This is a genomic window from Pseudomonas brassicacearum (genome assembly GCF_009601685.2).
GTDB lineage: Bacteria > Pseudomonadota > Gammaproteobacteria > Pseudomonadales > Pseudomonadaceae > Aquipseudomonas > Aquipseudomonas kilonensis_B.
Genome location: NZ_CP045701.2, coordinates 5,542,872 through 5,557,398, shown reverse-complemented (window position 1 = coordinate 5,557,398; position 14,527 = coordinate 5,542,872). Strand labels below are relative to the sequence as shown.

The 14,527-nt window shown below is 59.6% G+C and carries 11 protein-coding genes, 1 tRNA gene and 2 pseudogenes; 8 read left to right on the top strand and 6 right to left on the bottom strand.

Going from position 1 to position 14,527, the window contains the following annotated elements; translation table 11 throughout:
* Positions 1-64: 64 nt before the first annotated feature.
* Together GFU70_RS29210 and GFU70_RS29205 are read left to right on the top strand one after the other, a co-directional pair.
* A pseudogene (locus tag GFU70_RS29210) lies at positions 65-886 on the top strand (PAS domain-containing protein); the annotation flags it as partial.
* A 108-nt stretch (positions 887-994) separates the two neighbouring features.
* Positions 995-1,426 (top strand): methyl-accepting chemotaxis protein, encoded by a 432-nt coding sequence (locus GFU70_RS29205; protein WP_370873836.1) that lies wholly within the window; start codon positions 995-997, stop codon positions 1,424-1,426.
* 171 nt (positions 1,427-1,597) lie between these two features.
* On the opposite strand, the gene ggt is transcribed toward GFU70_RS29205, so the two are convergent.
* The 3 genes from ggt to GFU70_RS24040 all read right to left on the bottom strand — a co-directional run bounded on the left by ggt (position 1,598) and on the right by GFU70_RS24040 (position 5,852).
* The gene (gene ggt / locus GFU70_RS24050; RefSeq protein ID WP_153389193.1) at positions 1,598-3,454 is read right to left on the bottom strand and encodes a gamma-glutamyltransferase; all 1,857 of its coding nucleotides are present in this window, start codon (positions 3,452-3,454) and stop codon (positions 1,598-1,600) included.
* 160 nt (positions 3,455-3,614) lie between these two features.
* Positions 3,615-3,691, bottom strand: a tRNA-Met gene (locus GFU70_RS24045).
* A 103-nt stretch (positions 3,692-3,794) separates the two neighbouring features.
* Positions 3,795-5,852 (bottom strand): methyl-accepting chemotaxis protein, encoded by a 2,058-nt coding sequence (locus GFU70_RS24040; RefSeq protein ID WP_153388904.1) that lies wholly within the window; start codon positions 5,850-5,852, stop codon positions 3,795-3,797.
* A gap of 333 nt (positions 5,853-6,185) precedes the next feature.
* Between GFU70_RS24040 and GFU70_RS24035 the strand changes: the two genes are divergently transcribed.
* From GFU70_RS24035 to GFU70_RS24015, 6 genes and pseudogenes are all read left to right on the top strand, one after another.
* On the top strand, positions 6,186-7,403 hold the full coding sequence (locus tag GFU70_RS24035) for an MFS transporter (protein ID WP_153388903.1): 1,218 nt from the start codon (positions 6,186-6,188) through the stop codon (positions 7,401-7,403).
* Between the two features lie 615 nt (positions 7,404-8,018).
* Positions 8,019-9,281: pseudogene (locus GFU70_RS29200) on the top strand (HAMP domain-containing protein); the annotation flags it as partial.
* Complete coding sequence (locus GFU70_RS29195) at positions 9,276-10,181, top strand: methyl-accepting chemotaxis protein (protein WP_373419653.1); 906 nt, start codon at positions 9,276-9,278, stop codon at positions 10,179-10,181. The pseudogene GFU70_RS29200 and the gene GFU70_RS29195, both read left to right, overlap by 6 nt.
* A gap of 122 nt (positions 10,182-10,303) precedes the next feature.
* Positions 10,304-10,747: a DUF3592 domain-containing protein gene (locus GFU70_RS24025; RefSeq protein WP_058546027.1), complete on the top strand. Its 444-nt coding sequence runs from the start codon at positions 10,304-10,306 to the stop codon at positions 10,745-10,747.
* A gap of 4 nt (positions 10,748-10,751) precedes the next feature.
* Positions 10,752-11,339, top strand: coding sequence for a hypothetical protein (locus tag GFU70_RS24020; protein ID WP_058546028.1), 588 nt, complete (start codon positions 10,752-10,754; stop codon positions 11,337-11,339).
* Positions 11,340-11,445: 106 nt separating this feature from the next.
* Entirely contained in the window at positions 11,446-11,823 is a 378-nt protein-coding gene (locus GFU70_RS24015; RefSeq protein WP_153388901.1) for a c-type cytochrome, read from the top strand.
* 158 nt (positions 11,824-11,981) lie between these two features.
* Here the strand turns inward: GFU70_RS24015 and ychF are convergent, their stop codons facing one another.
* The 3 genes from ychF to GFU70_RS24000 all read right to left on the bottom strand — a co-directional run bounded on the left by ychF (position 11,982) and on the right by GFU70_RS24000 (position 14,458).
* The gene (gene ychF, locus GFU70_RS24010; protein ID WP_058546029.1) at positions 11,982-13,082 is read right to left on the bottom strand and encodes a redox-regulated ATPase YchF; all 1,101 of its coding nucleotides are present in this window, start codon (positions 13,080-13,082) and stop codon (positions 11,982-11,984) included.
* 22 nt (positions 13,083-13,104) lie between these two features.
* Positions 13,105-13,689 carry an aminoacyl-tRNA hydrolase gene (gene pth / locus GFU70_RS24005; protein WP_003205533.1) on the bottom strand — a complete coding sequence of 195 codons (585 nt, stop codon included), beginning with the start codon at positions 13,687-13,689 and terminating at the stop codon, positions 13,105-13,107.
* Positions 13,690-13,855: 166 nt separating this feature from the next.
* The gene (locus tag GFU70_RS24000; RefSeq protein WP_058546030.1) at positions 13,856-14,458 is read right to left on the bottom strand and encodes a 50S ribosomal protein L25/general stress protein Ctc; all 603 of its coding nucleotides are present in this window, start codon (positions 14,456-14,458) and stop codon (positions 13,856-13,858) included.
* Positions 14,459-14,527: the final 69 nt, after the last annotated feature.

Genomic DNA, 14,527 nt, shown 5'->3' with positions numbered 1-14,527 from the left:
AGAGCCTCCATGATTATTTTCAAGAGCGGCTTGTAAGGCTCTTTAGAAAAAAAACGCCGGGCCGATGGCAAGGGAACAGCATTCAATTCTCCTGCTGTCGGAGCTGCCCATGTTCAACAACCGCCTGAAGCAGGAGCTGCTGGCTCTTCGCCAAGAACTGTCCAGCCTTGCACAAGTCAAGGACAGCCTGGATCGCGAAATGCTTGGCCTCACCCTGGACGCCGAGGGACGGATTCAATCGGTCAATCAGAATTTCCTCGACGAGATGCGCTACAAGAGCCAGGACTTGATTGGCCGGCCTGTGGATGAGCTGGTTCCCGCATATTTGAAATCCAATGAGTTCCAGGTTCGCTTCAAGTCGGCGCTGACCCGGGGCGAACACTTTTCCGGTGCCGTGCGCCTGGTTCGCGGCAATGGTCAGGAAGCCTGGCTGCGTTCGATCCTTCAGCCTGTACGGAGTACCGACGGGCGGATTCGCTACTTTTCGATGTATTCCAATGACCTGACCCGCACCATCGAGGCTTCCCGCGAGCATGAAAACCTCATTGGCGCGTTGGTGCGTTCAACGGCGGTGATCGAATTCGATTTGGGCGGTCACGTACTGACGGCCAATGATCGTTTCCTCAACGCCATGGGCTATAGCCTCGCGCAGATCAAGGGCAAGCATCACCGCATGTTTTGTGAGCCTGAGGAGTACAACAGCGCGGCCTACCAGCAGTTCTGGAAGCGCCTGAACAGCGGTGAATTCGTGGCTGGCCGTTTCAAGCGTATCGACAGCAATGGTCGTGAGGTCTGGCTGGAAGCCTCCTACAACCCGGTGGTCGATGCCAACGAGCGACTGTATAAAGTGGTCAAGTTCGCCACCAACATCACGGACCAGGTCAACCAGGAAAAAGCTGTCGCCGAGGCGGCCAGCATCGCCTACAGCACCTCGCTGCAGACCGACAACAGTGCCCAGCGCGGCACGACGGTGGTGACCCAGGCCGTGGACGTGATGCGCGACCTGGCCCGACACATGCAAACCGCTGGCGAAGGCATCGAGGCGCTGAATGAGCAATCCCTGGTGATTGGCACCATCGTCAAGACCATCAGCGGCATCGCCGAACAAACCAACCTGCTGGCGCTCAACGCCGCGATCGAAGCCGCCCGGGCCGGCGAGCAAGGGCGCGGCTTTGCGGTGGTGGCCGATGAAGTGCGACAACTGGCATCGCGCACCAGCCAGGCGACCGATGAAATCGTCGGCGTGGTCCGTCAGAACCAGGACATGGCCCGCAACGCCGTGGCACTGATGACCGACGGCCAGCACCAGGCTGAACACGGCCTGGCCCTGGCCGCCGAGGCGGGCACGGTGATCGTCGAGATTCAGGACGGGGCGAAGAAAGTGGTCGATGCGGTGAGCCAGTTTGCCAATCAGCTATCGACCTGAGGAAAACTGCTGAGCTAGCGGCCGCTATCGCGAGCAAGCTCGCTCACACAGTTCTCCCTGAATAGCCTTGATATTGTGTTCGCCGCCACCCCCTGTGGGAGCGAGCTTGCTCGCGATGGCGGCCACACATTCAACATCCTGGCACGCTGACTCAACCTGATCGGCGAGTGTTCAATCCCCCAGCGCTTCTCCTTCCCGTCGCGGATCCGCACCGCCGGCCAGAGACGTCTTTCCTTGTGCATCACGCACCCGGACGATCGCCTGGGTACCGCTGTTCATGTCGATCTCGCTCACCGCATGGCCTTTGTCTTTCAGCGCCTGGACCAACGCCGGGCTGAACTGTCCCTTTTCCAGTTCGGTGGGGCCATTACGGCTGCCGAAGTTGGGGAGGTTGATGGCGGTTTGCGGGTCCAGGTTCCAGTCGAGCAGGCCAATGACCGACTTGGCGACGTATTCGATGATTTGCGAGCCACCCGGCGAACCAACAGCGGCCAGCAACTCACCACTCTGACGATCGAAGACCAGCGTCGGCGCCATGGACGAGCGCGGGCGTTTGCCGGGTTCGACGCGGTTGGCGACTTTTTGCCCGTTTTCTTCAGGGATGAACGAGAAGTCGGTCAGCTGGTTGTTGAGCATGAAGCCCTGGACCATCAAATGTGAGCCGAACGCCGACTCCACCGTGGTGGTCATGGACACAGCCCCTCCCAGGTCATCCACCGCCACCACTTGCGAGGTGGAGATGCGCAGGGGGGAACGGTCCGGGGCGTAGGCCACCTGGATGCCCGGTGGTGTGCCGGGCTTGGCGACACCCATGCTGCGTGAGCCGATCAGGCCTGCGCGGCTGGCCAGATAGTCCGGATCGACCAGGCCCTTGACCGGCACGGGGACAAAATCCGAGTCGGCGACGTACTGGGCGCGGTCGGCGTAGGTCAGGCGCTCCGCTTCAGCGATCAAGTGCACCGCCTCGGGCGCAGGCTCGAGGCCGGCGGGTTTGTCGGTCTTGAGTGGTTTCAATGGCGCGAGGGCCTTGTGGCTGTCGCGCTGTTCCAGGGCCTGTAATGTCCCGAGGATCTGCGCCAAGGCAATCCCGCCTGAAGACGGGGGCGCCATGCCGCACACTTGCCAGCGTTTGTAGTCGGAGCACAACGGCGCGCGCTCCCGGGCGGCGTAGCCCTGGAGGTCATTGAGCGAAAGGCTGCCGGGATTGGCGTTGCCTCGCACCTTGGCGACTATCTCCTCGGCCACCGGCCCTTTGTACAACGCATCCGGGCCCTCGTTGGCAATGCGCTTGAGCACGTTGGCCAAGGCTGGATTCTTCAGTAGCGTGCCGACCGCTTTCGGGCTGCCATCGGCGTTCAGGAAGTAGGCGGCCATGTCCGGCGAGCCCGGCAGGGACGGATCGGCCGCGATCAACGAATGCAACCTGGGCGAGATCGCAAAACCTCGTTCCGCCAGCGCGATGGCTGGCTCGAACAGTGTCGCCCATTCCAGGCGCCCGTGTTTGCGGTTGGCCAGTTCCAAGGCGCGCAACACTCCCGGCGTGCCAACGGAGCGGCCGCCGATTTGGGCAGCGGTAAACGGCATGGGTTTGCCGTCGGCTTGCAGGAAAAGTCTTTCAGTGGCGCCGGCCGGTGCTGTTTCGCGACCGTCGTAGGTGCGCACGGTCTTGCCATCCCACAGCACAATGAACGCGCCGCCGCCGATGCCTGAAGATTGTGGTTCCACCAGCGTCAGCACCGCTTGCATCGCAATCGCCGCGTCGATGGCCGAGCCGCCGCGCCGCAACATCTCCCGCCCGGCCTCGGCCGCCAAGGGGTTGGCCGCGGCGGCCATGTGCTTGTCGGCGTGGCGGGTCTGCAGATCGGTGCGGTAGCCGGAAGCGATTTCCGGTGCGCTGGGCAATGCAGGTGTGGTGGTGGAGGAGGACGGGGCCTTACAGGCGATGAGTGTCAGGGCGACAGCCAGTAACGAAACGGCTGACAGGTGACGAAGGTTCGGTTTCAGATCTGTAAGCACGTGTCGCTCCATCCGTGGCGTGGAATAGAGACCGACTGTAGCGATGCGAGGCGTGTGGCGCAAATCAACAAGCCCCCTCGCCACAGAGGTGCGCAATCAAATCCTGAGAGGGCAGGTACTTTTCTCGAGGCATAAAAAACGGCCTATCTTTCGATAGGCCGTTTTTAGTACTTGGTGGCTACACAGGGACTTGAACCCCGGACCCCAGCATTATGAATGCTATGCTCTAACCAACTGAGCTATGTAGCCAAGTGGCGCGCATTATTCGCTGGTAACGAAGATGTGTCAAGCGTAAATCTGAAATATTTCTCTGCGCTTTCAACCGCTTAACAATCCTCGCCGCAAATCGCTATCAACCGAGCTGAAATCTCCCTGTGTTGGCACTCAAGGCCTGGCTGCCCTGGCTCAAGGTATCCGCCGCCACGTTCACGGCACGTGCACCTTCGAGCAAGCGCATCGCTGCCTGGTCGACTTGCTGGATATTGCCGCTGACCTCGTCGGCGGTGCTGGCTTGTTCATCCACGGCGGTGGCGATTTGCGCCAGGGTGTCGGTGACGCTTTGCACCGCGCTGGCGATTTCACCGAGCCGCTCGCCAAGGCCGGTGACCGCTTGGGCGTCGGTCTGGGCCTGGCCGCAGGCGGCTTCCATCAGGCTGACAGCTTCGTTGACCGTGGCGCGCAGGCTGTCGACGGTGGCGGCAATCTGTTGCGTGGAGGATTGGGTACGTTGCGACAGGCTGCGCACCTCGTCGGCTACCACCGCGAAACCACGGCCCTGTTCCCCGGCGCGAGCGGCTTCGATGGCGGCATTGAGGGCCAAGAGATTGGTCTGCTCGGCCACGCCGCGAATGGTATCGACCACCAGTTGGATCTGTTGCCCCTGTTCGCTGACCCGCCCCAATGCGGCGGCGGTTTCGTTGAGGCGCTGGTTGAGCTGCTGGATGCTTGCCGTGGTGCGTTGGCTGTCGCGGCTGCTGTCGGTGGCGATGCGACGGGTCTGCTGGGCGCTATCGGAAGCCTGTTCACAGCTCTTGGCCACGCCCTGGGAGGTGGCGGCCAGTTGTGTCGCGGCGGCAGCGATCTGGCTGATCTGCATCTGCTGGGCTTCGACTTCGCCCAGGGCGCCGCTGGAGTGTGTGTTGAGGGTGCGCACGGCATTGCTCAACTGCAACGTTTCGTGGTCCACCCCCAGCAGGCTGTTGCGCAACTGCACCACGGCAACGTTGAGGGCGGTGCTGATGGCCGCCAGTTCATCGCGCCCCTCTACCGGCACTTGCAGGCTGAGATTGCCATCGCGCAGCGCTTCGGCCAGCAGGGTGATGCCGCTGGCGCTGCGCCGGATCGACGCTTGCAGGCAAACAAAAAGGTACAGCGCCGCCAGCAGCAGGCAGCCCAGTACCGTCGCGACCAGGGTGAACTGGCGAATCGCCGAACCGTGGTAGTGGTCCAGTCGCGTATCCAGTGCCACCAGGGACTGTTGCCGCAGGGTCGCCAGGTCGGCGAGGAGGGCATCCATGTGTTTCTCGAAGTCTTCGGGCTTGAGATTGATGGAGCCGCCGAACACGCCGTCATCCAACACCTTCAGGCCGGCATCCAAGTGCTTGAGGCTGCCCTGGTATTGTTCGGCCCAGATCTGCAATTCGCTGGGCAGGCGGGTTTCCAGCAGCCCTCCGGTCTTGACCAGTTGGTCCCGGGCGTCGCCGATACGGCTGCGCAGGTCCCGCAGTTGCAGGCGACTCTGCAACGTGAACTGACCTGAGACCACTGAGGCCTGTCCAACGCTGGCCAGGCGACCGACCCGTTCGATCAGGTCCGGCGTCTGCTGGGTGGAAATCTGCGTCAGCAAATACGTCTCCAGCCAGGAGGCGAGGGTCAGGCGGTTGTCCATGACCATTTGTTCGCGCAAGGCCTGCAGGGCGCTGAGGGCGGCGGTGAAGCGGTCGTAGCCATCCGGCCACCAGCCCACGCTGCCCAGGCTTTTCGAATCCAGACCGTTGAGGCTGGTTTGCAGGACTTGATAGCGCGCGAGGGTATCGGCTTCGGCCCCTTCGGTTTGCAGGGTGTTGCCCAGGTCACTGGCGGCCTGGGTGAGGGCCGGTTGCACTGCATCGTATGCCGCCATGGCAGCCAGCGTCGCGGGTGTCGGCTGCCGATTGGTTTCGGTGGCACGCCAGCGCGCCGCGCGGTTGCGCTGGGCAGTGAGCAGATTGTCCAGGTTATCCAGGGCCATCAATTGGCGCACCCCGGCGCGTTCCCCGGAAATCAGACTGAGCTTGTCGCGATAGTCCTGGCCGATGAGCCACAGGCTGCCCATGAGCGGCAGGATAAAAAGCAGGAACAACAACTGGAACTTGCGGGCGAAGCCGAAATGCCCCAACAACCTGATTCCCGGTGATAAAAAAGCCTGCATGCCCATACTCCCCTGAACACCCTTGCACTATTTTTGTGCGTTTTCTACACAAGTGCCGAAACAGGTGCCCTTTTAAAAGGCCTCGAAAGTTTGTCCAAATCGGCTCGGTAGGCCAGCTCTGTAGCGAAACTTCCCATTCTCGGTCCCCTTTGTAAGGAGCCGCGTTGTAGGTCATTAACAAGGCAAGATTCAGACCATGGCGTTGGGCTATCACCTTGGATTTCGACAATTTTTCAAGGTCGATAGCTAGCTAAGGGGATAGCCTTGCTGCACCGAAAAATGGCACATTGACGCACCTGCCCGTGTGCATCCCTCTGTCGTATGGAAACTCCCATGGCTATCAGCAATACCCAGGCCGAGATCCCCTCCGTTGCCGCCACTGCGCAAAGCAGCCCGTTGGTCATGCGGATCATCGGCGCCGTGGCGCTGGCGCACCTGATCAACGACTTGATCCAGGCCGTGCTGCCCTCGATTTATCCGATGCTCAAGGACAGCTATGGCCTGACATTCACTCAGGTTGGCTTGATCACACTGACGTTCCAGTTGACCGCCTCTTTGTTACAGCCTTGGGTCGGCTATCACACTGACCGGCACCCCAAGCCCTGGCTGCTGCCGGCCGGAACGGTGTGTACGCTGATCGGCATTGTGATGATGTCAATGGTCGGCAGTTTTGCCCTGATCCTGGTGGCGGCGGCATTGATCGGTATCGGCTCGTCGACCTTTCACCCGGAAGCGTCGCGGGTAGCGCGATTGGCCTCGGGCGGCCGCTACGGGCTGGCGCAATCGACGTTCCAGGTGGGCGGTAACGCCGGCTCTGCCTTTGGCCCGCTGCTGGCCGCGGCAATCATCATTCCCTATGGCCAAGCCAATGTGGCCTGGTTCGGGTTGTTCGCCCTCTTTGCGCTGTTCGTGCTGTACCGCATCAGCCGTTGGTACGCCAACCACCTGAACCTGTTCAAACTCAAGCAAGGCCAGGCGGCTACGCATGGCCTATCCAAGGGGCGGGTCTTGAGTGCGTTGGCAGTGCTGGGGCTGCTGGTGTTTTCCAAGTACTTCTACATGGCCAGTTTCACCAGCTACTTCACGTTCTACCTGATCGAGAAGTTCGACCTGTCGGTGGCCTCTTCGCAATTGCACCTGTTCCTGTTTCTTGGGGCCGTGGCGGCGGGGACTTTCTTTGGTGGACCGATTGGCGACAGGATCGGGCGCAAGGCGGTGATCTGGTTCTCGATCCTCGGCGTGGCACCGTTCACCCTGATCCTGCCTCACGTCGACCTGTTGTGGACCAGCATTCTCAGTGTGGTTATCGGCTTCATCCTGGCTTCGGCGTTCTCGGCCATCGTGGTGTATGCCCAGGAACTGGTTCCGGGCAATGTCGGGATGATCGCTGGTGTGTTCTTCGGGCTGATGTTCGGTTTCGGCGGGATTGGCGCCGCACTGCTGGGGCACCTGGCGGACATCCGGGGCATCGAGTATGTGTACTGGTTGTGCTCGTTCCTGCCGTTGTTCGGGGTGTTGGCGATTTTCCTGCCGAGAACTCGAAAGGCTTGAGGCGAGAATATCCATGTAGCTGAGCCGACGCCTTCGCGAGCAGGCTCGCTCCCACATGGGATTGTGGGTGTTCAGGCATCCAGGCCCCGAAACGAAGTCCCGGCATGCCAGCAGCAATGGGCTGGTACGTGAATTAAGTCTCCAGTTAAAACACACTGAGTCTTGAATCGCTACTTGATGAGTACACTGCAGTTGCGACCAAAGTACAGGTTTGTACAAGCCTTAAGTTGGGGTTTGTACAAAAGACGGTCGTGTTAATTTGCTGTTGTGGTTAATGGCTGGAATGGAATCTGCGGCATTATTCAAGGGTCACCCTTGTGGTGACTGAAAAAGCAGGCTTTCACATTCTTTCCACCTATCGCCCTTATTGTCCCGGACATAAGGCCTTCAACTCTTGATTTGATGACCTCTGCTGCTCTGCGGGCGAACAGAGGTGAGTTTGCGCCCCCACCTACCACGCTGAAGTGCCTATAAGTGCTGTATCGCCAAGTGCTTACAAGGTGTTTGCCTTGTGAGCACCTAGCAGCCGTGATCGATTGTTATTGCCGTGTCGTGCACACGTTAGAGGCTGCCGTCTTTGATGTTGGCCATATATAGAATCAGGCGGGGAAGGATATGAAGTTCAAGTCATTGCAGGCACGTATTTGTGTCACGGCAGGCGTATGCCTGTTTGTTTCATCCATTAGCTTGATTGTCTACGGGCTCTTTAGTGCCCGGGCCAATGAGCAATATGTCGCGACCGAAGTCAGCGCGCTGGTTGAAGAGTCAACCATCCGGGAAATCCAGAACCTGGCCGAATCCCGGGCCAACGCCATCCAGGCCAAGTTGCAAAATGCGCTGGATGCGGCCCGCACCATGGCCAATGCCTTTGCCGCCAGCAAGGCCTCGCAAAGCCCCCTGGCATTGGGCCGGGAGCAAATCAACAGCGTACTGCTCAGCGTCCTCAAGGATAACCCGGACTTCAACGGCACCTATTCCTGCTGGGAACCGAATGCGTTGGACGGGCAGGATACGGCGTTGCGCAATGCAGAAGATGGCAATAACCCGCTGACCGGGCGTTTCACGCCTTACTGGACGCGCAGCGCCGATGGTCATGTCGCGGTGCAGCCATTGGTCGAATATGACTCCCCGGACCGTCACCCCAACGGCGTGCCCAAGGGTGGCTGGTACAGCGGCCCGCGCGACACGCTGAAGGAAAGCGTGTTGGACCCCATTCCTTATGTGGTCCAGGGTAAAAACGTCTGGCTGACCACCTTGTCGGTGCCCATCGTGTCCAACGGCAAGTTCTACGGCGTGGTTGGGGCTGACTTCGATATCGCGTTTATCCAGAAACTCAGCGAGCAGATGTCTGCCGATCTCTACGGCGGCAAAGGCACGGTTTCGATTTTGAGTAACCAGGGCTTGGTGGTCGCGGACAGCCAGCGGACCGACCTGATTGGCCAGCCGATCAAGACCTTGTTGCCTGACTCCTGGGAAAAAGTGCTCAGCGATATCCAGGGCGGACGGGGTGATGGCCTGCTCAATGCGCAAACACAGAATATCGAAGTGCTGATGCCCATTGCGCTCGGGCGCACGGGCAAGCCCTGGGCGGTGTTGATTCGCCTGCCCAAGGCTGTGGTCATGAGCCAGGCCATCGCCCTGGAGCAGGAACTGCAGGCGCGCAGTCTCAACAACAGCATCTGGCAGGTGTCGGTAGGGTTGGTCATTTCGTTGTTGGCCCTGGCTGCCCTGTGGTATGCCGCGGCCAAAATCGTCGGGCCGATTCGCGAAGCCGCGGCCTTGGCTGCCACCATCAGCCTGGGCGATTTCTCGCGTCGCCTGGTGCAGAAATCCGAGGATGAAGTCGGGCAGTTGTCTGCGGCCCTCAATGACATGTCTGAAAGCCTGCAACGGCAGGTGCGGGTGGCCGAGCGGATTTCCGAAGGTGACCTGGACCTGGAGGTCCGCTTGTCGTCGCCCCATGACACCCTTGGCAAGTCATTGGAGAAGATGGTCAGCAACCTGAACCAGCTGATTTCCGAGGTTCAAATCAGCGCCACCCAGATCACCGGCAGCTCGGCGCAGGTCACCGACTTGAGTCAGTCACTCTCCGATGGGGCCTCCAATTCCGCCTCGTCCATCACCGAAATCAGCGCGGTGATGACGCAGATGGCCGCCCAGACCCGGGACAATGCCGCCAACGCCAAGAAAGCCGATGAGCAATCCCAGGCCTCGCGGGCCGATGCCGGGGAAAGCGACAAATTGATGAGTGAACTGATTGCCGCCATGGCCGAAATCGACAACTCGGGCAAGGACATCACCGCGATCATTACCACCATCGACAACATCGCCGCACAAACCAACCTGCTGGCCTTGAACGCGGCGATCGAAGCTGCCCGGGCCGGTGAGCTTGGGCGCGGTTTTGCCGTGGTGGCCGACGAAGTGCGTAGCCTGGCCGCCCGCAGTGCCGAGGCGGCCCAGCAGACCGCCGCGCTGATCGCCGATTCCTCGAGCAAGACCCAGCGCGGCATGATCATCGCCGGCCGGACCGCCGAATCGCTGAAGAACATCGTCAGTGGAACCGGCGCGGTGTCGAGCCTGGTCTCGCTGATCTACCAGGCCTCCAGCGAGCAGGCTTCGGGCTTGCAGCAGGCCAGTATCGGGCTTGAGCAGATCGACGAAGTGACGCAGAAAAACCAGTCGAACTCACAAGAGTGCGCGGTGGCGGCCAAGGACCTTTCGGAGCGAGCTTCCCTGATGCAGCGGGTGCTTGGGCGTTTCAAAGTTAAAAGAGGCTAACGAGCGTCTGTTGCGAGGGAGCAATTTCCCTCGCAACGACCCTCGAATGAACGGCATTACGACCTAGCAGGCTTTTTGTTATCCTCGCCGCCTTCTTTTCATGGATGAAACCGGGACAAGCCATGGCTAACGACACCCCGTCACGCATCGGGACGATACTGCTGGGCCTGCTTTTTGGCCTGATTGGCATTGGCTTGCTGGGCATTGCCGTCAATCTCAGCCTCGACCGACATGACTTCCTCGCCCGGGCACAGACCGCCGATGGCATCGTCAGCCACTTGAATGCCGGTGGCTCGCATCCTGAGATCGCCTTCACCACCGTCAGCGGTGAAAAAATTTCCTATCCCCAGGGCGGCTTTATCTTCGGTTATCAGAAGGACCAACGGGTGCGGGTGCATTATCTGCCCGAGCAGCCGGCTGGCAGTGCCATCGTCGATACCCCGGCGGCACTGTGGGGGACCTCCGGCGTGCTGGGTTTTATCGGCCTGGTGTTCACCCTTGTCGGCCTGCTAAAAGCCACCCGCCAACGCGGTCGCGATGCGGCTCATTCACATAAAGGACTTTGAACGTATGAGCTACAACATCCCACTCCCGGTCAACGAAAGTCGCTGGCAGTACCAGACCGCCAGCGGTGGTGGCCTGACCGTGGTCATGGTGGCGGGCAGTGGCGGCTCGATTACCCTGCGCTCGCCGCTGGGGGAAGACGTCAGCTACCGCTATGGTGGCGTCGGCGTAGGGGTCGGGTTTGGCGCTCGGCTGCCGCGTTTCGGCAAGATCAATATCCAGATCAAGGGTAAGAGCGTGGCCGGCGCGGGGGCGGCGGAGGCTTTTCCCAGCACCGGCAAGGTGTTTGTCAGCGACGCCCTGGTCGATCGCGACCTGACCAGTGACGACATCACCGGCCCTTGCATGTATACCGAGGTGGGTGTGGGCCTGGGGATCGGTGGTTCGGCCACAGCCTTGCTGTTCGGGCTCGATTCCAAGTTGCTGGCATTGTCGGTGGCCCTGAGCTCCAACCCGGCAACCTCCCTTATTGCTTCGACCACGGTCAACCGGCAACTGGCGCGCTCGGCCAAAGGGGCGGTGGTCATGGCCGGGGTGAACGCGGGTGTGCAGGCCGGTGGTGGCGCGGCGATCTACATGGGTTATCTGTTCTAGTCAGATTGTGCGAGCGGAGAACAATCCCGGCACCTAAAACCTGTGGGAATGAGTTCGCTCCCACAGGGAGTTGCGCCCGTAAAGATTGGCATGTGCCGAAAGCATAATGAAAATATTAGTCATCGCTTCGCTAGGGTTTTTATCGCTCATTCAAACATCACTATCCTTTGCGGATAATGCCAATGGGAAAAATCTCTATTTACAGAGATGTGCCATGTGTCATGGGGCAGATATCAAGGGGACAGGGCCGTTGGCTCATAAAAGCAATCCACCTACACCTGATCTTACAACTGCCGCTTTCAAGAAACGACTCGGTGATTATCCGGGTGTGATTGTGTCGTCGATCATACTTCGACCCAATGGGGATTTGATTCCGAGGACCTTGCGAGAGAATGGTGTGAAACTATCGCCGTATCCTTGGAGTGTTAAGGATTTTCGCGATTTGAATCAGTATATGGGTGGTGTGATTTCAAAGAGTCGATGATTTTTGGGCTGCTGTTGATCTCTTGAGTGCGATAGAAACGGTTTGGGGTGGTGTGTATATCCGTTTCTGCGGTAAGGGCTACTGGCGGTTCCGCTGTAAGAGCGGAACCATAAGCAGCCGTTACCTAAATAACGGATATACACACCATCACCCGCAACTTAGACGTTAAAGCGGAAGTGCATCACATCACCGTCCTTGACGATGTATTCCTTGCCTTCCAGGCGCCATTTACCGGCTTCCTTGGCACCGGCTTCACCCTTGTACTGGATGAAATCGTCATAGGCGATGACTTCGGCGCGGATGAAGCCTTTTTCGAAGTCGGTGTGGATCACGGCCGCGGCTTGTGGCGCGGTGGCTCCGACGCGTACGGTCCAGGCGCGGACTTCTTTTACGCCAGCGGTGAAGTACGTCTGCAGGTTGAGCATTTCATAACCCGCGCGGATCACGCGATTCAGGCCAGGCTCTTCCAGGCCCAGGGCCTCCAGGAACATGTCCTTCTCTTCGCCGTCTTCAAGCTCGGCGATTTCCGCTTCAATCTTGTTGCAGACCGGTACCACGATCGCGCCTTCTTCTTCGGCGATAGCTTTTACCACGTCCAGCAGCGGGTTGTTCTCGAAGCCGTCTTCGGCAACGTTGGCGATGTACATGACCGGCTTGGTGGTCAGCAGGTGGAAGCCGCGAATGATCTGCTTCTCATCGGCGCCCATGTTCTTGATCAGGCTGCGTGCCGGCTTGCCCAAGGTGAAGTGGGCGATCAACTGCTCGAGCAGGGCTTTCTGAGCGACGGCGTCTTTGTCGCCACCCTTGGCATTGCGAGCGACTTTCTGCAGTTGCTTCTCGCAGCTGTCGAGGTCGGCGAAGATCAGTTCCAAGTCGATGATCTCGATGTCGCGCTTCGGGTCGACGCTGTTGGAAACGTGAATCACGTTCTCGTCTTCGAAGCAGCGGACCACGTGGGCGATGGCATCGGTTTCGCGGATGTTGGCCAGGAACTTGTTGCCCAGGCCTTCACCTTTCGAAGCCCCGGCCACCAGGCCGGCGATGTCGACGAACTCCATGGTGGTCGGCAGCACGCGCTCCGGGATCACGATGGCCGCCAGGGCTTCCAGGCGTGGATCGGGCATCGGAACGATGCCGGTGTTCGGCTCGATGGTGCAGAAGGGGAAGTTCTCAGCCGCGATACCGGATTTGGTCAGGGCGTTGAACAGGGTGGACTTGCCGACGTTAGGCAGGCCGACGATGCCGCAATTGAATCCCATGGTGTTTCCCCTCGGATAAGTGTCAGGCCTTCTGGCTGTGCAGGTTTTTCATCGCGCGGTTCCATTCACCTGCGAGGATATCCGGCAGCACGCCGAGGGCAAAGTCGATGCTGGCATCGAGTTTTTCCTGTTCGGCGCGAGGCGCACGACCCAGGACAAAGTTTGAAACCATACTGGCAACGCCCGGGTGGCCGATGCCAAGCCGCAGGCGGTGAAAGGTATTCTGATTACCCAGTTGCGCGATGATGTCGCGCAACCCGTTGTGACCGCCATGGCCGCCGCCTTGCTTGAGCTTGGCAACGCCCGGAGGCAGGTCGAGTTCGTCGTGGGCCACCAGGATTTCTTCAGGCTTGATGCGAAAGAAACCGGCCAATGCCGCCACGGCCTGGCCGCTGCGGTTCATGTAGGTGGTGGGAATCAACAGGCGAACATCCTGACCCTGGTGCGAGAAGCGACCGGTCAGGCCGAAATACTTGCGATCGGCTGCCAGGCTGACGCCTTGTGCCTGCGCGATGCGCTCAACAAAAAGGGCCCCTGCGTTATGCCGGGTCTGTTCGTATTCAGCGCCTGGATTTCCCAGGCCAACGATCAGTTTAATGGCAGTCACGATAGGGGCCCTTCCTGGAGTGTGGATAACGATGTCGCAATCAGGCGGTGTTGCGACAGTGGACGAAAATGGCGGATTTACCGTTAAGTAAACTTCGCGTTCTCGCCCGCTGTCTCGCTACGTTCCAGTCCGCGATGTTTCCGGTCACTCCGGCGACAGAGTGAAATTACTCTGCAGCGCCTTCTTCAGTAGCTTCTGGAGCAACACGTGGAGCGTGGACGTTGGCAACAGCCTTGTCATCGCCGTGTGCCAGAGCAACAAACTCAACGCCTTTAGGAGCCTTGAGGTCGGACAGGTGAATGATCGTGCCAACTTCGGCGTCAGCCAGGTCGACTTCGATGAACTCAGGCAGGTCTTTCGGCAGGCAGGAAACTTCGATTTCCGAAGTAACGTGCGAGATTTCGCCGCCTTTCTTGACCGGGGCAGCTTCGTTGACGAAGTGCACTGGAACAACAGCAGTCAGCTTCTGACCGGCAACAACGCGGACGAAGTCAGCGTGCATCACGTGGCCTTTGGCCGGGTGACGCTGCAGGGCCTTGATCACGACGTTCTGCTTGGTGCCGCCAATGTTCAGCTCGATGATGTGGCTGTAGGCCGCTTCGTTTTCGAGCAGTTTGGCAACTTCTTTGGCCAGCATGCTGATGGACTCAGGGGCTTTCTCGCCACCGTAGACTACAGCTGGAACCAGGCTTGCGAGACGACGCAGGCGGCGGCTCGCACCTTTCCCCAGGTCGGAACGCACTTCAGCATTCAGAGTAAATTCGTTCATGTTGTATCTCCAAAATAGCCATGACCGAGTGACGTTTGCGACCAGCGTCAACCACGGTATGGGCAAAAA